The sequence below is a fragment of the Cypionkella sp. TWP1-2-1b2 genome, from assembly GCF_049896245.1.
GTDB lineage: Bacteria > Pseudomonadota > Alphaproteobacteria > Rhodobacterales > Rhodobacteraceae > Cypionkella.
In genome coordinates this window covers 18,740-38,267 of record NZ_JAFCTX010000017.1, presented here as the reverse complement: position 1 = coordinate 38,267, position 19,528 = coordinate 18,740, and the positions used below count along the sequence as shown (strand labels likewise).

General features: G+C 60.8%; 22 protein-coding genes and 2 tRNA genes. 17 read left to right on the top strand and 7 right to left on the bottom strand.

What is annotated here, in order from left to right:
- Positions 1-9: 9 nt before the first annotated feature.
- The 6 genes from ACP7AP_RS12820 to ACP7AP_RS12795 all read left to right on the top strand — a co-directional run bounded on the left by ACP7AP_RS12820 (position 10) and on the right by ACP7AP_RS12795 (position 5,455).
- Complete coding sequence (locus ACP7AP_RS12820; protein WP_426034595.1) at positions 10-1,299, top strand: homoserine dehydrogenase; 1,290 nt, start codon at positions 10-12, stop codon at positions 1,297-1,299.
- Between the two features lie 201 nt (positions 1,300-1,500).
- A complete protein-coding gene (glpX, locus tag ACP7AP_RS12815; protein ID WP_426034594.1) occupies positions 1,501-2,466 on the top strand; it encodes a class II fructose-bisphosphatase in 966 nt (321 codons plus the stop codon).
- 89 nt (positions 2,467-2,555) lie between these two features.
- The gene (recJ, locus tag ACP7AP_RS12810) at positions 2,556-4,298 is read left to right on the top strand and encodes a single-stranded-DNA-specific exonuclease RecJ (protein ID WP_426034593.1); all 1,743 of its coding nucleotides are present in this window, start codon (positions 2,556-2,558) and stop codon (positions 4,296-4,298) included.
- 53 nt (positions 4,299-4,351) lie between these two features.
- Positions 4,352-4,426, top strand: a tRNA-Glu gene (locus ACP7AP_RS12805).
- Between the two features lie 93 nt (positions 4,427-4,519).
- Positions 4,520-5,326 carry a lytic murein transglycosylase gene (locus ACP7AP_RS12800; RefSeq protein ID WP_426034592.1) on the top strand — a complete coding sequence of 269 codons (807 nt, stop codon included), beginning with the start codon at positions 4,520-4,522 and terminating at the stop codon, positions 5,324-5,326.
- Between the two features lie 54 nt (positions 5,327-5,380).
- Positions 5,381-5,455: transfer RNA gene (locus tag ACP7AP_RS12795), tRNA-Glu, on the top strand.
- A gap of 90 nt (positions 5,456-5,545) precedes the next feature.
- Here ACP7AP_RS12795 and ACP7AP_RS12790 read toward each other — a convergent pair.
- Positions 5,546-6,154 (bottom strand): integrase arm-type DNA-binding domain-containing protein, encoded by a 609-nt coding sequence (locus ACP7AP_RS12790; RefSeq protein ID WP_426034591.1) that lies wholly within the window; start codon positions 6,152-6,154, stop codon positions 5,546-5,548.
- Between the two features lie 144 nt (positions 6,155-6,298).
- Between ACP7AP_RS12790 and ACP7AP_RS12785 the strand changes: the two genes are divergently transcribed.
- From ACP7AP_RS12785 to ACP7AP_RS12760, 6 genes are all read left to right on the top strand, one after another.
- The gene (locus tag ACP7AP_RS12785) at positions 6,299-6,511 is read left to right on the top strand and encodes a hypothetical protein (protein WP_426034590.1); all 213 of its coding nucleotides are present in this window, start codon (positions 6,299-6,301) and stop codon (positions 6,509-6,511) included.
- Between the two features lie 3 nt (positions 6,512-6,514).
- Entirely contained in the window at positions 6,515-7,345 is an 831-nt protein-coding gene (locus ACP7AP_RS12780) for a LysR family transcriptional regulator (protein WP_426034589.1), read from the top strand.
- An 80-nt stretch (positions 7,346-7,425) separates the two neighbouring features.
- The gene (locus ACP7AP_RS12775) at positions 7,426-7,839 is read left to right on the top strand and encodes a DoxX family protein (RefSeq protein WP_426034588.1); all 414 of its coding nucleotides are present in this window, start codon (positions 7,426-7,428) and stop codon (positions 7,837-7,839) included.
- A gap of 24 nt (positions 7,840-7,863) precedes the next feature.
- Positions 7,864-8,673 carry a VOC family protein gene (locus tag ACP7AP_RS12770; RefSeq protein ID WP_426034587.1) on the top strand — a complete coding sequence of 270 codons (810 nt, stop codon included), beginning with the start codon at positions 7,864-7,866 and terminating at the stop codon, positions 8,671-8,673.
- Positions 8,674-9,612, top strand: a complete 939-nt coding sequence (locus ACP7AP_RS12765) for a glutathione S-transferase family protein (protein WP_426034586.1) — start codon at positions 8,674-8,676, stop codon at positions 9,610-9,612.
- Positions 9,609-10,208 (top strand): alpha/beta hydrolase, encoded by a 600-nt coding sequence (locus ACP7AP_RS12760; protein WP_426034585.1) that lies wholly within the window; start codon positions 9,609-9,611, stop codon positions 10,206-10,208. The genes ACP7AP_RS12765 and ACP7AP_RS12760 overlap by 4 nt, the downstream gene beginning before the upstream one ends.
- Here ACP7AP_RS12760 and ACP7AP_RS12755 read toward each other — a convergent pair.
- Positions 10,205-10,678: an Lrp/AsnC family transcriptional regulator gene (locus ACP7AP_RS12755; protein ID WP_426034584.1), complete on the bottom strand. Its 474-nt coding sequence runs from the start codon at positions 10,676-10,678 to the stop codon at positions 10,205-10,207. The two genes, ACP7AP_RS12760 and ACP7AP_RS12755, sit on opposite strands and share 4 nt — an antisense overlap.
- Before the next feature lie 277 nt (positions 10,679-10,955).
- Between ACP7AP_RS12755 and ACP7AP_RS12750 the strand changes: the two genes are divergently transcribed.
- From ACP7AP_RS12750 to ACP7AP_RS12730, 5 genes are all read left to right on the top strand, one after another.
- The gene (locus ACP7AP_RS12750; protein ID WP_426034583.1) at positions 10,956-11,180 is read left to right on the top strand and encodes a hypothetical protein; all 225 of its coding nucleotides are present in this window, start codon (positions 10,956-10,958) and stop codon (positions 11,178-11,180) included.
- A 73-nt stretch (positions 11,181-11,253) separates the two neighbouring features.
- The gene (locus ACP7AP_RS12745; protein ID WP_426034582.1) at positions 11,254-12,393 is read left to right on the top strand and encodes a sulfate ABC transporter substrate-binding protein; all 1,140 of its coding nucleotides are present in this window, start codon (positions 11,254-11,256) and stop codon (positions 12,391-12,393) included.
- Positions 12,394-12,397: 4 nt separating this feature from the next.
- Positions 12,398-13,234 carry a sulfate ABC transporter permease subunit CysT gene (gene cysT, locus ACP7AP_RS12740; RefSeq protein ID WP_426034581.1) on the top strand — a complete coding sequence of 279 codons (837 nt, stop codon included), beginning with the start codon at positions 12,398-12,400 and terminating at the stop codon, positions 13,232-13,234.
- The gene (cysW, locus tag ACP7AP_RS12735) at positions 13,227-14,132 is read left to right on the top strand and encodes a sulfate ABC transporter permease subunit CysW (RefSeq protein WP_426034580.1); all 906 of its coding nucleotides are present in this window, start codon (positions 13,227-13,229) and stop codon (positions 14,130-14,132) included. The genes cysT and cysW overlap by 8 nt, the downstream gene beginning before the upstream one ends.
- An 11-nt stretch (positions 14,133-14,143) precedes the next feature.
- Positions 14,144-14,863 carry a sulfate/molybdate ABC transporter ATP-binding protein gene (locus tag ACP7AP_RS12730; protein WP_426034579.1) on the top strand — a complete coding sequence of 240 codons (720 nt, stop codon included), beginning with the start codon at positions 14,144-14,146 and terminating at the stop codon, positions 14,861-14,863.
- Positions 14,864-14,878: 15 nt separating this feature from the next.
- On the opposite strand, the gene ACP7AP_RS12725 is transcribed toward ACP7AP_RS12730, so the two are convergent.
- The 5 genes from ACP7AP_RS12725 to ACP7AP_RS12705 form a co-directional block, all read right to left on the bottom strand.
- A complete protein-coding gene (locus ACP7AP_RS12725; RefSeq protein WP_426034637.1) occupies positions 14,879-15,886 on the bottom strand; it encodes a diguanylate cyclase domain-containing protein in 1,008 nt (335 codons plus the stop codon).
- Positions 15,887-15,889: 3 nt separating this feature from the next.
- On the bottom strand, positions 15,890-16,477 hold the full coding sequence (locus ACP7AP_RS12720) for a heme NO-binding domain-containing protein (protein WP_426034578.1): 588 nt from the start codon (positions 16,475-16,477) through the stop codon (positions 15,890-15,892).
- A 280-nt stretch (positions 16,478-16,757) separates the two neighbouring features.
- Entirely contained in the window at positions 16,758-18,317 is a 1,560-nt protein-coding gene (locus tag ACP7AP_RS12715) for a trimethylamine methyltransferase family protein (protein ID WP_426034577.1), read from the bottom strand.
- Positions 18,318-18,439: 122 nt separating this feature from the next.
- Complete coding sequence (locus ACP7AP_RS12710) at positions 18,440-19,126, bottom strand: HAD family hydrolase (protein WP_426034636.1); 687 nt, start codon at positions 19,124-19,126, stop codon at positions 18,440-18,442.
- 74 nt (positions 19,127-19,200) lie between these two features.
- Positions 19,201-19,482 (bottom strand): DUF3572 domain-containing protein, encoded by a 282-nt coding sequence (locus ACP7AP_RS12705; protein ID WP_426034576.1) that lies wholly within the window; start codon positions 19,480-19,482, stop codon positions 19,201-19,203.
- Positions 19,483-19,528 lie beyond the last annotated feature (46 nt).

Below are 19,528 nucleotides of genomic sequence, written 5' to 3'. Positions count from 1 at the left end.
AGTCCCCTCATGTCTGCCAAACCGCTGCGCATTGGTCTCGCTGGTCTTGGCACCGTGGGCATTGGTGTGGTGAAGATCGTGCAACAGCACGCCGATCTGATCGCCAAACGCACCGGACGCGCCATACAGATCACCGCCGTCTCCGCCCGCGATAAATCCAAGAACCGCGACGCGGATCTGTCCGCCTGCGCTTGGGAAACCGACCCCATAGCTCTCGCTCAACGCGACGATGTCGATGTGTTTGTCGAGGTGATGGGCGGCCACGAAGGCCCCGCCAAACTGGCCACTGAAGCCGCCATCGCGAGCGGAAAAGATGTGGTGACCGCCAACAAAGCCCTGCTCGCCCATCACGGCCAAGCCCTCGCCCTCGCGGCAGAGTCCGCAGGCCGCGTCATCCGCTTTGAAGCCGCTGTCGCAGGTGGCATCCCGGTGATCAAGGCGCTGACCGAGGGCCTCGCCGCCAACCAAATCAAACGCGTGATGGGCGTGATGAACGGCTCGTGCAACTACATCCTGACCCGGATGCAGAACGAAGGCCTCACCTACGCCGAAGTCTTCGACGCCGCCCAACAACTCGGCTACCTTGAGGCCGACCCAAACCTCGACGTCGGCGGCATCGACGCGGGCCATAAACTGGCCCTGCTCGCCGCCATCGCCTTCGGCACCCAAGTCAGCTTTGACGCGGTGGAACTCGAAGGCATCGGTGCGATCTCGATCGACGACATCAAACTTGCCGCCGACATGGGCTACCGCATTAAACTGCTGGGTGTCGCGCAAATGACCGGGCGCGGGCTAGAGCAACGCATGACCCCTTGCCTCGTCCCCGCCGACAGCCCGCTTGGCCAGTTGCAAGGCGGCACCAATATGGTGGTGCTGGAAGGCGATTCCGTCGGCCAGATCGTGCTGCGCGGCCCCGGCGCAGGCATGGGCCCCACCGCAAGCGCCGTGATGTCCGACGTGCTCGACATCGCGCGCGGATTGCGTCTGCCCACCTTCGGCCAACCCGCCAGCACCCTCGCCGCCCCGCAAGCCGCCCAATCCGCGACCCCCGCCAGCTATTACCTGCGCATGACCCTGCTGGATAAACCCGGCGCATTGGCGAAAATCGCCACCTGTCTGGGCGAGGCAGGCGTCTCGATTGACCAGATGCGCCAATATGACCACGAGGGCGACAAAGCCACCGTGCTGATCGTCACCCACAAAGCCACCCGCGCCGATATCGACCACGCCACCGGGCGATTTGCAAACACCGGCGTGATGGTCGGAGCACCCGTCGCGTTGCGGATCGAGGAAGTTTAACCGCGATTCGCAATGCCTTGATGAACGCAAGCCTCGCCCTGCGTCCGTCAGCGCAGCCTAAGCACAGCGGCAATACGCCCTAAAACATTGCAACTCGGCGGATTACCTCAGCGTCCTCAAACTGTTAGCGCCACCATCCTTGCCGCCTCGCCCCGCCCCGGCTAGACGAAACAAAACCCCATTTTACCGCAAGGATTCCCCATGGCCGACGTCACCGAATTCCAAGACCGCCTGCTTTCCCTCGGCCTCGCCCGCGTGTCCGAGGCCGCAGCCCTCGCCTCGGCCAAACTGATCGGGCGCGGCGATGAGAAAGCCGCAGATCAGGCGGCGGTCAACGCCATGCGCGACCAGTTGAATATGCTGGATATTGCGGGCGTGGTGGTGATCGGCGAAGGCGAACGCGACGAAGCCCCGATGCTGTATATCGGTGAAGAAGTCGGCACTGGAAACGGTCCGGCAGTGGATATCGCGCTCGATCCGCTGGAAGGCACCACGCTGACCGCCAAAGACATGCCGAACGCCCTCACCGTGATCGCCATGGCCCCGCGCGGCACCCTGCTGCACGCCCCCGATGTCTACATGGAAAAACTTGCCATCGGCCCCGGCTACGCGCCTGACACCGTCACCCTCGACATGCCCCCCGCCGCCCGCGTCCGCGCCCTCGCCCGCGCCAAAGGGGTGGCCGCTGACGAGATCACCGTCTGTATCCTGGAGCGCCCCCGGCACGAGGCTTTGATCGCCGAAGTCCGCTCCACCGGCGCCGCGATCCGCCTGATCACCGATGGCGACGTGGCAGGCGTCATCCATTGCGCCGAAAGCGAAATCACCGGCATTGATATGTACATGGGCTCGGGCGGCGCACCCGAAGGCGTGCTCGCGGCATCGGCGCTGAAATGCATGGGCGGTCAGATTTATGGCAAGCTGCTGTTCCGCAATGACGAAGAAAAAGCCCGCGCCTACAAGGCGGGCATCACCGATCTGAACCGCATCTACACCCGCGACGAAATGGTCACCGCTGATGTGATCTTCGCAGCCACCGGCGTCACCCAAGGCTCGATCCTGCAAGGCATTAAGATTGAACCCGGATGGGTCACCACCGAGACCATTCTGATGCGCTCCAAAACCGGGTCGGTGCGCCGGATGCTCTATAAAAGCCCAATGAAATAAGGGCGCAACCGATTTCCGATACGGAAATCGTGCCGGAATTTCTCAAATTCCGCCTTGCTCCGGGCCGCGCTGTCAGGCACACCCAACCCATGACAGCGCGCGCCTTCCTCTCCGTCGAACACTCGCTCACCCAGCGCCGCTGGATCGGCCCCGGCGATGAGGCCGAGCGTCTGGCCGAGGCGATGGCGCAGATCACCCGCCTCCCCCTCGCCCTCTGCGCCACGCTCGTAGCCCGCGGTGTCACCCCGCAAGACGCCCCCGCCTTCCTTGCGCCGCAACTGCGCGATCTGCTGCCCGATCCGCTGAAACTGCGTGACATGGCACGCGCCGCCGCGCGTTTCCTCCTTGCCGTCAAAACCCGCCAACGCATTGCAATATTTGCCGATTATGACGTAGATGGCGGCTCCTCTGCCGCTTTGCTGATCATCTGGCTGCGCGCCATGAACACTCAAGCCACGCTCTATATCCCCGACCGCATCGACGAAGGCTACGGCCCCAACGTCCCCGCCATGGCCGAACTCGGCAGCAACCACGACCTGATCCTTTGCGTCGATTGCGGCACGCTCAGCTTCGATCCCATCGCCGCCGCCCAATGTGATGTGGTGGTCTTGGATCACCACTTGGGCACCGAAACCCTGCCCGCCGCCTATGCTGTGGTGAACCCGAACCGCCAAGACGAAGACGGCGATCTCGGGCATCTCTGTGCCGCTTCCGTGGTGTTCCTGATGCTGGTGGAAGCCAATCGCCAACTCCGCGCGGATAGCACCCAAGGCCCGGATCTGATGGCACTTCTCGATCTGGTCGCGCTCGCCACCGTCGCCGATGTCGCGCCCTTGATCGGCGTCAACCGCGCCTTCGTGCGCCAAGGTCTGAAAGTGATGGCACGCCGCGAACGCGCGGGCCTGCGCGCCCTCGCCGACATCGCCCGCATGGACCAAGCCCCCACCCCCTATGCGCTGGGTTTCCTGCTCGGCCCCCGTGTCAACGCGGGCGGCCGCATCGGCCAAGCCGATCTCGGCGCGCGGCTGCTGTCCACAGACAGCCCTTCCGAGGCAACCGCTTTGGCCGAAAAGCTTGACCTTCTGAACACCGAGCGCCGCGATATCGAAGCCCGTGTCCGCGAAGAAGCCCTCTCCCAGGCCGAAATGCGCGGTATGGATGGCCCGCTGGTTTGGGCCGCAGGCGATGGCTGGCATCCCGGCGTCGTCGGCATTGTCGCGGCACGGTTGAAAGAGGCCAGCCACCGCCCCGCCGTGGTGATCGGTTTTGATGGCAACGAAGGCAAAGGCTCTGCCCGCTCCGTCACCGGCGTCGATCTGGGTGCGGCTATTCACCGCCTGACCACCGAAGGTTTGCTGCTGAAAGGCGGTGGCCACAAGATGGCCGCAGGCCTCACCGTTGCGCGCGACAAACTCGAAGCCGCGATGGCGCGCCTTTCTGAACTTCTCGCCAAACAAGGCGCAGGTGCGGGCGGTCGCGAAGATCTGCGCATCGACAGTCTGCTGATGCCCACCGCCGCAACCCCCGGATTTGTCGAGCAGATTGAGTCCGCAGGCCCGTTCGGCGCCTCTGCCCCCGCCCCGCGCTTTGCCTTCGCCGACACCAACATCACCACCCGCCGCATCGGCGAAAAGCACCTGAAAATCAGCTTCGGCGACAGCATGGGTGCCCGCCTCGAAGGCATCGCATTTGGCGCTTTTGACAGCGATCTCGGCCCGGCTTTGGAAAACCCCGGCCATCAACGCTTTCACCTGGCAGGCAGGCTAGAGCTGAACACATGGGGCGGCCGCACAAAGGTGCAATTTCGTCTGGAAGATGCGGCAAAAGCCTGATTTTTCCTCTTGCGAAGCGCCAAATCTGCCCTTAAACACCGCCGCACCATAGTGGCCCGTTCGTCTATCGGTTAGGACACCAGATTTTCATTCTGGTAAGAGGGGTTCGACTCCCCTACGGGCTGCCACTTCCTCCAATACTCTGACATCGCTGAATAATTTCAGCCCCCCTTGCGCCGCGCGACAGCCCGGCTATTCTGCCCATAATCTTTCCTTGTTGGATGCAGACCGTGTTGACCAAATCTTTGACCGCATTGCTTTTTTCGCTGACTTTAACCGCCCCTGCTTTGTCTGCCACCTGCGGCAACACCTCATCCGGGTTTGACGCGTGGAAGGCCGATATGGCGCAAGAGGCCAAAGCCGAGGGCGTCGGCGAAGCAGGCCGCGACGCACTGCTCGGGGCAAGTTATTCCAAGGCCACCATCGCGGCTGATCGCAATCAGAAAAGCTTTAAATACACCCTGCAAAAGTTCCTGTCGGTGCGCGGTGCCGACGCAATCATCTCGCAGGGTCGCGCGCGTGAAAAGAAGAACCCGGATTTTTACGCGGGACTGGAGGCACAATATGGTGTGCCCGCGGGTGTTCTGCTTGCCATCCACGGCATGGAAACCGGCTTTGGCAATTTCATGGGCGACACCAATGTCGTCTCGGCCATTGCGACGCTGACCTTTGACTGTCGCCGCACCGATTTCTTCCGTCCGCATCTGATCGGCGCGCTGCTGCTGGTCGATCAGGGCTCGATCAGCGCCAAATCTGTCGGAGCCAAGCATGGCGAGCTCGGCCATACCCAGTTCCTGCCCGGCAATGCGCTGCAATATGGTCAGGACGGCAATGGCGATGGCCGGATTGATCTGACCAACCTCACCGATGCGATGGCAACCACCGCCAACTACCTGGCCCGCAAGGGCTGGCAACCGGGGCTGGGCTATCAGGAAGGCGAGCCGAACTTCGCGGTGATCAAAGAATGGAACGCTGCCAAGGTCTATCAGCAGGCCATCGCGCTGATGGGCGCAAAAATCGACCGATAAATCGGTCTTCCCCTCTTGAACCCCGCGCGCCAACCGCTTAGGAAGCGCCACAGTGGCCCGTTCGTCTATCGGTTAGGACACCAGATTTTCATTCTGGTAAGAGGGGTTCGACTCCCCTACGGGCTGCCACTCCAAAAATTCCCCCTTACATATCATTACCTTACCCGCTTATTTTGTCCCACCGGGATACACCCCGGCGAAAAGTGGGACACTTCTGTTTCAGTTCCGTTCCGCTGTCATCTTCACAACGGCGCTTGCGGCCCGCGTCTTTTGACTGGCGGCTTTTGTGTATCGGGTGACTTCCTTGCTGGTCTGGTGGCCTGTGATCGCCATGATTTCAAACTCAGTGCGGCCCAGTTCTGCCAGCCGGGCAGCGGCGTCTTTGCGGAGTCCATGAACGCTGCAATGAGGCAGGCCAGCCGCGTCGCACCACTCACGAAAACCGTTGCAGAACTTGCGCCCGACTACACGGGTGTAAGGCGTAGTGTCTGCCCCTGTAAGCCGCACCAGAAACGAGTCAAGCCGGGCCTTGCCATCATGGCGAAGGGCCGAAAGGTCATTTCTGATCGGGTGATATTGGCGCAGCTTCGCCACAGTTAACGCTGCATCGGAAACCTTGCGCCACTCGCGGGAATTGTCCCGCGCTTCGGCAAGTGACACAAGGTCAGACGCCCCAACACAAAGGTCACGACGTTTGCCGTGAACAACGGTGCGCAAAATCCAAGACTTTGAACCGGACGGTTTTACTGATAGATAAAGAATATCGCCGTCGCCGCAGAGTCCGGGGTCTTTCAGGGTTTCGACACGGCGCGCAGAAAGCTTCGACATACTATCCTCCAACAACATCCATACCAACATCGAGCGTTGGAACGGGTCGGTTTTGGTGGTATTCAGGGGGAAGCATTTCTTAAAATAATTTTTGCAAATCAATAAATTAAAGTATTCTGCGGGGCGTTGTCGGAAGGTGTTCCTATGGCCCTACGGGCTGCCACTTCCAATGATTTCATCAATGAAACCTATCGCTTGGGCTTCCACCTCCGCCCGGCGCATCTAGCTTCCAAAACCGCAGCAATCGCGCTAGTCTTTACCAAATTCCACAGCGAAAGCGCGCCAATGGACCGGCTGATCAGCGAGCGGATGTTCGTCACCGTGCTGGAAACCGGCAGTTTTGCCGCCGCGGCGTAGCGCTTGGGCACCAGTTCTGGCCAAGCCTCCAAGCTGGTCTCGAAGCTTGAAGCCGAACTTGGCGTGCGGCTGTTGCACCGCACCACCCGCGCGCTGGCGGCGACCGAGGCAGGGCAGACCTATTTCGACCGTCTGCGCGGCCTGCTCGATGAATTTGACGCGCTCGATACCGAAACCCGCAACGCCGCCCTGTTGCCGCGCGGTAAGATCCGCCTCAGCGCACCGTTAAGCTTTGGCACCATCCGCCTTGCCCCGCGTCTGGCCGATTTTGCCAAGGCCTATCCCGAGATTGCGCTGGATGTGCATTTCTCTGACCGCCTTGTGAACCTTGTCGATGAAGGCTTCGACATGGCGGTGCGGGTCGGTAAACCCGGCGACACCACGCTGATCGCGCGCAACCTGTGCAACTCGCAACTGATCGTGGCGGCGTCCCCAGCCTATCTTGCGGCGCGCGGGGTGCCGCAAACGCCGCAAGATTTAGCCGGGCATGATTGCCTGATCGACACCAACTACCGCGACCCACAGCGCTGGAGTTTCGCTCAGAACCAACGCGTTGTGGTCGCAGGGCGGTTGACGTTCTCTAACGCCTCTGCCTGTATGATCGCCGCTGAGGCTGGGCTTGGCATCGCGTCTTCGCCCGATTTTGTTCTGGCCGACAGCCTTGCCAGCGGTCGCCTCGTCCGCCTGCTGGCCGCTTATGAAGAGCCGCCGATGGGGGTGTTTGCGCTGTATCCCTCCGGGCGGCATCTGGCGTTGAAGATGCGGGTGCTGATTGATTTTCTGGCGCAACATCTGCTGCACCCCAGCAAACCCCTTCCAAATCGGATGGAATGATTTTCCATTTGGCAAGATTATCAATCCATTCGGAAAGAGCCATAATGCGATCATCCATCCAAACCCAAAGGATAACCGCAATGACCGCCCTGCCCACCCAATCCACCAGCCAGACCGACCTCGCCGCCCTGATCCTGCGCCTCGCCCTTGGCGGCCTGTTCCTCGCCCATGCTGGCCTGAAAATCTTCGTCTTCACCCCCGCAGGCACCGCTGGCTTCTTCCAAAGCATCGGCTTGCCCGGCCCGCTTGCCTATCTGGTCATCGCCATTGAAGTGCTCGGCGGCCTCGCCCTGATCGTCGGATACCAAACCCGCATCGTCTCTCTCGCGTTGATTCCCGTGTTACTTGGGGCCATTGTCACCGTGCATTTCGCCGCTGGCTTTTTCTTCACCAACGAGAACGGCGGCTGGGAATATCCCGCATTCTGGATCATCGCCCTTGTGGTGCAATCCCTGCTCGGCGACGGCGCCGCATCTTTGGGCCGCCGCAGCTAACCCCGGAACGTTAGGAGAACAGACATGTCCACTGCATCTGCATCCTTGGAAATCGGCCGCGTCGCCCTGACGGTGAATGACATCGGGCGTGTCGGTTCGTTTTACAAACAAGCGCTTGGCCTTCAGGAACTTAGCAACGATGGCGAAACCCTGCGCCTTGGTGCGGGCAACATCCCGCTGCTGGAGTTGCGCGCCGACAAAACCGCCCGCCGCCGCAGCCCCAAAGAAGCCGGCCTGTTCCACACCGCCTTCCTGCTGCCCAACCGTGCTGATCTGGGTGCTTGGCTGCTGCACGCCTCTGACAGCCGACTGCCCCTGGAGGGTGCGTCAGACCACCTCGTCAGCGAGGCGATCTATCTGTCCGACCCCGAAGGCAACGGCATTGAGGTCTATATCGACCGTCCCCGCTCTGCTTGGAACACCCAAGGTGGCCAGATTCAGATGGCCACCAACGGCCTTGATCTGAACAACCTCGCCGCCTCCGCCAAAGCCCCTTACACTCAGGCCCCCGAAGGCACGGTGATTGGCCATGTCCATCTGCAAACCGGATCGGTGCCCGAGGCAGAAGCCTTCTACAATGGTGCCTTAGGCTTTGCGATCACCACCCATTACCCCGGTGCTGCGTTTTACGGCGCGGGCGGCTACCATCACCACATTGCAACAAATACCTGGAACAGCCGAGGTGCAGGCAAACGCAGTTTCCCCTCGACTGGGCTTGCCGATCTTGAAATCTTGGCCGATGCCGAACCCCTCGCCGCCCTGCGCGCCAAGCTGCCCAAAGCCCTGACCGACCCATGGGGCACCCCGATCACCCTTTCGCCAAAGGCTGCGTAAATGCTCGTCGATGGAAAATGGCAGGAAAACTGGCAACCCGTGCAGGCAAAAGACGCGACCGGCGGCTTCGTGCGCCAGCAATCGACCTTCCGCAACTGGATCACCCCGGATGGCTCCTCTGGCTTCAAGGCCAAGGCTGGGCGCTATCATCTCTACGTCGCGCTGATCTGCCCTTGGGCTTCACGCACCCTTATAGCGCGCAAACTCAAGGGCTTGAAATCCGCCATCAGTGTGTCCGTGGTTGAACCCAGCCTCACAGATCAAGGCTGGCGCTTTGGTGACTACCCCGGCAGCACCGCCGATCACTTGCACAACGCCACCTATATGCATGAGGTCTACACCCGCGCCGACCCGCATATGTCTGGCCGCGCCACCGTGCCGGTGCTGCGGGACAAACACACTGACACGCTGGTCAACAACGAATCCGCCGACATTGTTCGGATGCTCAACTCTGGTTTTGGCCGCCTTGCCACTGGCCCCGATCTTTACCCCGAGGCCCTGAGCCTCGAAATCGACGCCCTAAACGACCAGATCTACCCCGCCCTCAACAACGGCGTCTATCGCGCTGGCTTTGCCACCACCCAAGCCGCCTACGAAGCCGCCTTCGCCGATGTATTCACCACGCTCGACAGCCTCGAATCCCGCCTGTCTGACAACCGCCCCTATCTGCATGGCACAGCCTTTACCGAAACCGACATCCGCGCCTTCGTCACCCTGATCCGCTTTGACGCCGCCTATCACGGCTTGTTCAAAACCAACCTGAAACGCATTGCCGATTACCCAAACCTGCAAGCCTACATGCTGCGCATCCTGGCCCTACCCGGCGTCCGCGATACCGTCAGCATCGACCATATCAAACGCGGCTACTACTCGATCAAGACCCTGAACCCCTTAGGCCTTGTCCCGGTCGGACCCCTGCTGCCTTGGGACAAAGCATGAGCAAGCTGTTGATAATGCTGCACGGTGTCGGCAGTAGTGGTGCCGATCTGGCCGCAATCGGCCAACACATCGCGCAAAATATCGGCGCGCAGTACCAAAGCCCCGATGCACCGCAACCCTATGATTTGGGCGACACCGGGCGTCAGTGGTTCTCTATCGCCGGCGTCACCAAGGCCAACCGCCCCATCCGGGTCGTTGCAACCCGCGCGGGTTTCGATTCCACCCTGACCGAAGTCATCAAAGCCCACGGCCTGCAAAACCAGTTGCACAACGTCGCTTTGATCGGCTTCTCGCAAGGCGCGATCATGGCGCTGGACGCTGTCGCCTCTGGCCGCTGGCCGGTGGGCGCGGTCGTCGCCTTCTCACTGCGGCTCGCCACGCCGGCACCGCTGACGCCAGCGCTAAAAACCCCTGTAATGCTGATCCACGGCACCACCGACCCGGTGATGCCGATCACCGAGGCCAGCTCTGCCGAAGCCGCCCTCACCGCCGCAGGCGTGCAAACCACATTGCACCTGTTGCCCGGCGTCGGCCACACCATCACCCCTGCAGGCGTGGCATTGGCCGAAAGCTTCCTGCGCGCGGCGCTAAATTAACGCCGCTGCGTGTCCACCGGATAGGCGGTGCCAAATTTCATCCGCTCCATCACGAAATGCGAGGTGAAGTTCTTGATCGCCACCGCATCTGTCAACCGCTTGTACAGCCCGTCAAAATCTGCTGTATCACCCACCGAGATTCGCAGCAGATAATCCATCTCTCCGGCCATCCGGTAGACTTCCATGATTTCGGGAATCGCCTCGGTCGCCTTCATAAACGCGTCGCGCCACTCGGCAGAATGATCCACCGCCTCAACCTCGACAAACACCGTCAGCCCGAAGCCCAGACGCGCCGGGTCCACCATCGCCACCCGTCCGGTGACGATGCCCGTGGCCTCAAGCCGTTGAATCCGCTTCCAACACGGCGTCTGCGACAGCCCCACCCGGTCGGCAATCTGTGCCACTGGCAGCGTCGCATCGCGCATCAACTCGACGATAATCTTGCCGTCGATCTGGTCAAGTTCGGCCATAGCGGTTCCCCTTCTGCTTCGATGCCTAGGATGAGGCAAAAATTCTAAATGTCTACCATGTTTATCGTGATATATTCCACAAATCCTCTAAGGCATTGTTTTTATATGACTATATCCAGAGAATGCCGCCTACAGGACCGCTAACCTATTGAAAATACACCCGAGAGAATATTCTTCTAAAATCACGACAAAAAAGAGCGTTATTTTTCTGTTGCTATACTCGACCAACTCTGTCGTTATTAAGGGCATCGACACACTCGATCTACAGGAGACCAACATGTTCGCAGCACCCCATTCAGACTTCCGCCAAGCGGCGCCGATGTCCTGCGCCTATCAAGTCTCGCTGATCGACCGCCGCACCGGACGCGCCCATCGCGTATCGGGCAGCCCGTTGGTCCGCTTCACCCATGATCCGCAATCTGCAGTGCGCGAATTGCTTGATGGCCGCGACAGCCGCCTGTGGGAAACCCGCATCGAGCCTTTGGACCCCTACGCAAGATAAGCGCCCCATTCTCGGGTTGATCCCCGCCCTCGCCTTCCCGGCGAAACGCCACACCATTCCGCAGGAGAAACCAATGCTCACCACCATCACCGTTGCAGACCCAGATTCTCTTACAAAGCATGGCACCGCCCAAGGCACGCTCACCCAGCGCCATGCAGATGGCCGCGTCACCATCACCACCGGAGACCGCGATTTCACAGGCTTCCCGGTGCGCGAAAGATGGCTCGGCAAGGCTGCACTGATCGCACTTTCGGCGCTGTATCTCAGCTTCTCGGCTGCCCAAGAGGTCCATGCCGAAACCCTGCTGAACGTCAGCTATGACCCGACGCGCGAACTTTACAAAGACCTGAACGCCGCCTTCATCGCCAGCTACACCGCTGCGGGCAACCCGGCCCCAACGATTGAGGCCAGCCATGGCGGCTCGGGTGCGCAAGCCCGCGCTGTGATCGAAGGTCTGGATGCGCAGGTCGTCACCTTGGCCCTCGCCGCCGATATCGACAAGATCGCCAAAGAAGGCAAACTGCCCGCCGATTGGCAGTCGAAACTCCCGCACAATTCCTCACCCTACACCTCGACCATCGTGTTTCTGGTGCGTGAAGGCAACCCGAAGGGCATCAAAGACTGGGGCGATCTGGTAAATGATGGCGTCGAAGTCATCACCCCGAACCCGAAAACCTCGGGCGGTGCGCGCTGGAACTACCTCGCCGCTTGGGCCTGGGCCGAAAAGAACGGCAAAGACCCGCAAGCCTTCGTCAAAACCCTGCTAGAGCATGTGCCCGTGCTGGACAAAGGCGCACGCGACGCCACCACCACCTTTGCCCAGCGCGGCATCGGTGATGTGCTATTGGCGTGGGAAAATGAGGCCTACCTTGCCGAAAAAGAACTCGGCGACGATCAATTCGATATCGTTGTGCCCTCGCTCTCGATCCTCGCAGAACCGCCCGTCGCCTTGGTTGAAGCCAACATCCACAATGACGATCAGCGTAAACTGGCCGAGGCTTATCTGAACTTCCTTTACACCCCCGAAGCCCAAGCCATTATCTTCAAAGATTTCTACCGTGGCTGGGATACCTCGAAAGCCGATCCGGCAGACGTCGCCCGCTTCCCCAAGCTTGAACTGGTCGATATCACCCACTTCGGTGGCTGGGCAGAAGCACAGAAAACCCACTTCGCCGATGGCGGCACCTTCGATCAAATCTACACCGCGAAGTAAACCAATGCGCAGACCGCTGATCAACCGCTCGCCGCTTCCCGGCATGGCCCTAAGTGCCGGGATCACCCTCACCCTGCTGTCCCTAGTGGTCCTCCTCCCCATCGGCGCCCTTCTTCTGAAGGGCGCCAGCGCCGGTTTTCCCGCCCTGTGGACCGAGGTGAACACCCCCCGCATCTGGGGCGCTTTGTTCCTGTCGTTCCGGCTGTCCTTCATCGCCGCGCTGATCAACTTGGTGTTCGGCGTCGCCCTCGCTTGGGTCTTGGTGCGCTACCGCTTCCCCGGTCGCCGCCTGCTCGACGCCGCCGTTGATCTGCCCTTCGCCCTCCCTACCGCCGTCGCAGGCATCGCACTAACCGCCCTATACGCCCCCAACGGAGCCTTCGGTTCCATCGCCAAAGACCTCGGCTTCAAGATCGCCTACACCCAATGGGGCATCCTGATCGCCCTCATCTTCGTCGGCCTGCCTTTTGTGACCCGCACCGTGCAGCCCGTCGTCGAAGAAATTGAGCGTGAGGTTGAAGAGGCCTCCGCCACCCTCGGGGCCACCCGCGCCTATACCCTGCGCCGCGTTGTGCTGCCGATGCTCGCCCCCGCCGCGATGACAGGCTTTGCCCTGTCGCTCGCCCGCGCGGTCGGCGAATACGGCTCGGTGATCTTCATCGCCGGCAACATCCCCTTAAAAACCGAGATCGCGCCCTTGCTCATCGTCATCAAACTTGAAGAATTCAACTATGTCGGGGCCACTGCCATCGGCATCGCCATGCTGTTGATTTCCTTCGCAATGCTCTTGCTGATCAACGCCATCCAAGTTCTCAGCCGCCGGAGGATTGGCTATGTCTGACACCCCCCTGAACCACTGGCCGAAACCCACAGGCCCGCAAGCCCACCGCCCCGGAAATCATAGGCCCGTCACCACCGAATCCCCCGGCTTCCGTGTCGCGTTGATCGCTGTGGTCGTGCTATTCCTCGCCTTCCTGCTGTTCGCCCCCCTCGTCGCCGTCTTCGCCGAGGCGCTGTCGAAAGGTGCCGTCGAGGCCGTCAAATCCCTCGCCAACCCCGAGGCCGCATCAGCCATTAAACTGACCCTGATCGTCGCCGCCGTGGCCGTGCCTTTGAACGCCGTCTTCGGTATCGCCGCCGCATGGTTCATCACCAAATACGACTTTCGCGGCAAAGCCCTGCTGATCACACTGATCGACCTGCCGTTTTCTGTCTCGCCGGTCGTAGCAGGCCTCTGCCTCGTGCTCACCTTCGGGGCCAACACCGCCGTCGGCGGCTGGCTGGTCGCCCAAGGCTACCCCATCGTCTTCGCTTTGCCGTCTATCATCCTCGCCTCGATGTTCGTGACCTTCCCTTTCGTTGCCCGCGAGCTGATCCCGGTGATGATCGAGCAAGGCCGCGCCGAAGAAGAAGCCGCCCTCACGTTGGGAGCCTCCGGCTGGCGTATCTTTTTCACCGTCACCTTGCCCAACATCCGCTGGGCGCTGCTGTATGGCGTGCTTTTGTGCAACGCCCGCGCCATGGGGGAATTTGGCGCGGTCGCGGTCGTCTCGGGTAAAATTCGCGGCCAGACCGCCACCATGCCGATCACCATCGAGATGCTGTATAACGAATATCTCTCGGTTTCCGCCTTCAGCCTGGCCGCCGTTCTGGCCCTGCTGGCGCTGCTCACCCTCACCCTGAAAACCTTGCTGGAATGGCGCTTTGCCGATCAGCTTGCCGCCGCAACCCGTCCCTGAAAGGCCCAGCAATGCAAATCGAAATTGATCAGATTTCCAAAGAGTTCGGCGCGACGGCAGCCCTGCATCCGGTCTCCCTCTCCATCCCATCCGGCGCTTTGGTGGCGCTTTTGGGCCCTTCGGGGTCCGGCAAAACCACCCTGCTGCGCATCCTCGGCGGCCTCGAATTCCCCACCGCTGGCCGGGTGCTATTCGACGCCTCGGATGCCACCAACCTGACAGTGCAAGATCGCCGCGCTGGCTTTGTGTTTCAATCCTACGCTTTGTTTCGCCATATGACGGTGTTTGAAAACATCGCCTACGGGTTGCGCGCCCGCCCGCGCGCCGGACGCCCTGCCAAGGCCGAAATCGCCCGCCGCGTCACCAAATTGCTGGAGCTGATCCAACTGCCCGACATCGGCGCGCGCTATCCCAGCCAGCTTTCCGGCGGTCAGCGTCAACGCGTCGCCCTCGCGCGCGCGCTTGCCATCGAACCCCGGATGCTACTGCTGGACGAGCCGTTCGGGGCTCTCGATGCCCGCGTGCGCAAGGAACTCCGCGCGGGCTTGCGCGAGATTCACGACACCACTGGCCTCACCACCATTTTCGTGACCCACGACCAGGACGAGGCCATGGAACTCGCCGATCTGGTCGTGGTGATGTCGATGGGCCGCATCGAGCAAATCGGCCGCCCGCAAGACATCCGCGCCCGCCCGGCCACGGCTTTCGTCAAAGAATTTCTGGCGGTCTGACCGCCGCAAAATCCCCTATGCCGACAGCAAATCATCGCCCGGCGTCTGATAAACTGGCGGCTTATAAAACTGCGCCTGCGCCCGCCCCGCCCGCTTAGACGCATATAGTGCTGCATCGGCATCGCTCAGCATCCGCTCGGCCTCGGGTGGATCATACGCTGTCGAAATTGTCAGCCCAATCGAGGCTGAAATCCGGCACGGCGTGCCTTCAAAATCAATCGGTTGCGTCAAACGCTCAATGATCCGCCGCGCGATCTGCGTCAGTCGCACCGCATCTGACAACCCCGGCAGCAGCACGACAAACTCATCGCCGCCCACCCGCGCCACCATATCCGAGGCGCGCGTTTCCACCACCAAAGCTTTGGCGACCTCACGCAGCACCTCATCCCCCGCCGCATGCCCCAAACTGTCGTTGACCTGTTTGAAGTAATCCAGATCAATATGCATCAAACCAAACGCCACGCCCTGCCCGATCAGCGCGGGCAGCGATACCTCCAGCGCCCGCCGGTTGCGCAAGCCGGTCAGCGTGTCAGTCAACGCCTGTTCCTCTGCCGTCGCCTTCGCGCCCAAAAGGCTTAGGTTCAACCGCCGCAACTCGGTCATCACCGCCTGCTTGACCTCGACCAGATACAGCATTTCCACCGCCATATCGGTGGCGGCAAAATCCGCATCGGTCAGCGCATGGTGCCGCACCGCTTCAATCAGACGGATGCCAAACGACAGGTTCAACAGCATCCCGCCGTCTTCGGTCGGCATCGCCAACCCGCGAAACGTATCGCCCTTGCCGCGCAGATCGACATGCAGCCGCACCCCGGCCCGCGCCCGCAGATCCTGCATCGCAGCGATGCCCGCTGGCCTGCGCACCGCAAACACCTTCAGAAATGCAACGCCCAATGGCAGCGGCCCCTCAATCAGCTTGGCCAGTGTCGGTCCCATCGAAGTGATCTTGCCCGCAGCATCCAGACCAACATGCATCGGCATCATCCGCGACAGCGCAGCTTGGTTCAACGCAGCACCCGGCATCACCTAAGCCCCCGGCATGGCAAGCTCAAACCGCCGCCCCTCTGCAAAAGCGTGATCCAACAGATGCACCGCAACCACCTCGCGCCCCGCCTCAACGCCCATATGATCCAGCAGCACCAACGCGCCATAATCATCCGCCATCGCCCGCAAAAGCCCAACGGTGACATGCCCCACGCCATCAATCAGCTTTGACACATGCAGCAAAAACCGCCCCTCGCCCTGATCCATCAGCATAAATTCCGGCACTTCCAGATCGGGCAGGCCCAAGCGGCCATGTTCCGGCAAATCTTCCATCGAGTACAGAAAGTCCTGAAAACTCACCCCACCAAAGCGCAACAGCCGCCGCAATGCCTCAAGATTGGGATGCGACACCAGATAGGTGCCCAAATCCTCTAACACCGTTTCGCGCGGCCGCTGCAAATGCCGGGCTGCGGCCTCAATCACGGCTTCCGTCAGTGCTGTGTCATGGATCAGCAGCGGTTCAAAATTATCAAAGCCAAGCCCCGCCGTGCGCGCAATCGCAGACCAGCTTGCCACCCCATAGGTGTCGCGCAGAAAGCACTGGATCGAGCGGTTGATCAGGCCGTGCATCGGGATACTCGCAAAATGATTCTCCCCAAGCTTAAGCGTGGAGCCTTAACAATTACCAAATCGCCGCAAGGGCAGCACGACACGCGCTGATTGAGAGCGTGACAGGTTTATATAGAATCCGCATTGTCGAAAATCGCGTTCGAGCGCCTGAGAAAGGGAAACGATTTTCTATTCAATCTACACCTGACACGCTTTACCCCCACCAGACAAGCCTGCGTCCAAAATGCCGAAGGGCCCGCGCGGAAATCCGCACAGGCCCCCTATAACCCCTTAAGACCACTCAGAAATCGGTAGGCGCGCCACCCTCTTGTTTGCGCTTGGCCACGAACTGCCGCAACGCTTCCTGATCATTGCCGTTCATCTCGGGCGCTTCAAATTCCGCGATGATCTGCTTGTAGATGCGATGCGCCCGCTCCACCGTCCAGATCGAACCATCCTGCTGCCAGGCCTCATAATTGCGCCAATCCGACACGATCGGGGCATAAAACGCCGTGGCATAGCGGTCTTGCGTGTGCTGGCAGCCAAAATAATGCCCGCCCGGCCCCACCGCCTTGATCGCGTCAAACGCCAGATCATCGGGCGTCACCGCCACCACGGAATCCTCAAAATAGCGCTGGATCATCTGCAACACTTCGCAGTCCATAATGAACTTTTCAGGTGAGGCGATCAGCCCGCCCTCCAGCCAACCCGCCGCGTGATAGACCAAATTGGTGCGGCTTTGCACCGCCGCCCACAGGCTATTGCTGGTTTCCCACATCGCCTGCCCATCCGGCACATTCGCCGCGCAGGTGCCAGACGAGCGCAGCGGCAGCCCATAAAACCGCACCAACTGCCCGGTCATTTGTGTGGCGCGCATATATTCCGGCGTGCCAAAAGCAGGCGCGCCCGATTTCATATCGACGTTGCTGGTAAACGTCCCCAAGGCCACCGGGCAGCCCGGATTGATATATTGCAGCAAGGCCACGCCCGCCAAACCTTCGGCCAAAGACAGCGACACCGCCCCCGACATCGTCACAGGTGCCATCGCCCCCGCTAAAGTAAACGGCGTGATCACAACGGGTTGCCCGCGCTTGGCCAACCGCATCGCCCCGTCCAGCATCGGATAATCATGCTGCAACGGCGAGACTGAGTTGATGTTGGTATACATCCGCGGTTTGGCGTCGAATTCCGCATACGACAGCCCGCCCGCAATGCGGACCATCTCCATCACATCCTCAACCCGTTCCGCTCCCAGCGAATAGGCATGCACCACCTTATCGGTCAGCGTCAGCTTTTCATACAAGCAATCCAGATGCCGCACGCTTGCATGAATATCGACAGGCTCCACCGGATAGCCGCCCGCGACATGGATACAGTTGAAATACTGCGTCAACTTCATGAATTCTTTGAACGTCGCAAAATCCCCGGTGCGCTTGCCGCGCTCCAGATCCCACGCATTCGGAGGCGACGACACATTCACAAACAGCATATGCTTGCCGCCCATGATCACCTCGCGCTCCGGGTTGCGCGGCGTGATGGTGAAGCTTTCCGGCGCGTGCGAAAGCATCTCCATCACGAAATCTTCGTCCATCTTGACGTTGGTGCCGTTCACCACGCAGCCGGCTTGCTTGAGATAAGCCACGGCTTCCGGGTTCAGAAACTCGATACCGATTTCCTTCAAAATCCGCATCGTCGCTCTATGCACCGCCTGCACGCCATCCGCGTCCAAGGGTTCAATCGGGCGGTCATTGTTCACCGGAATCCGCCACGGCATCTGGTCAATAACCGCCGAGCCCGCCCGGCTTTTGTTGCCCGCCCGACCCCCGGCACGGATGCGTTTGCGGCTTGCGTCATCGCTCATCTGGCGTCTCCATTCTTGCAACCACAAGCGTGGCCACTGCTTTACGCCAAGATGAAGGAAACCAGCGCGGTTAGCGCACCATATTTGCGACGAAAATGCGTCGTTTTTATCCGCAGGCCCGGTTAGACCGCCGCCAACCCGTCAATCCAAGGCCCCAAACCGCTGATATCGGTCAAAACCACATCGGCATGGGCCTCCAGATCGGCGCGCACAGCGATCCCGGTCAGCACCGCCACCGCCTGCATCCCCGCAGCCCGGCCCGCATCCAGATCATGCAAACTGTCGCCCACCATGGCAACCCGTCCCGGCGTCAGCCCACACTGCGCCACAAACGCCAGCAGCTGCCCCGGCGCGGGCTTGCCACCAAAGCCGGAATCGCAACCCGCGACGAAATCGAACAACTCCAACACGCCCGCGCCCGCCAGATGCCGTCGCGCAGGAATTTCCGTGTCATTGGTCGCCAAGCCCAGTTTCAATCCCCGCGCCCGCAAAGCCCCCAGCACCACGGGCAAATCCACCGCAGGCACCATCGGCGCATCCGCCGCCAACTGGTTCATCCGCTCCAACAGCTCCTCCAACCGCATCCCCGGCAGATGCGGCAGCAGAATATCGGCGATCTCGGGCGTGGTCATAGCGATCACCGGGCTGTCGGCGGCAAAATCATTGCGCGCGCTGTCATAACCCAAAACCTGCGCCAACCGCCCATCGGCATCGCCCAATTCGGCCAGCAGATTACGAGTCCACGCCCCCCAGCTCAGGCGGAAATCAAACAACGTGCCGTCCTTGTCGAAAATCAGCGCCTCAATCATCGCAATCTCCATTTGGTCAGCATCCTGCCGGGCCCTTTTCGCCGCACCGTGACCGGGCCAAACCGAAAACGCAATCAGGTCCAGTTCGGCAACTGCCCGCCCGGCAGTTCCGCCCGCGCCTGCATCACCGCCGTATAGGGCAGCCGCGCATCATCGCAAAACCCGATCACCCGCGAATCATCCTCCATCAGAAAATCCAGCACCGCGCCCAGAAACACCGGATCGCCCGCAAGCACTGCCAAGTCACCCTGCCCGGCCCCGGTCGCGTTAAGGAAGATGCCCACCAGATCATCCTGCGCCAAAAGCCAAGCAAAGCCCTGCAAAGCCAGAGTTTCAGCAGATTCCCGCCTATTCATGCCGTTTTCCTTAGGTTTTGCGCAGGTCATACCGAAATTGCGTATC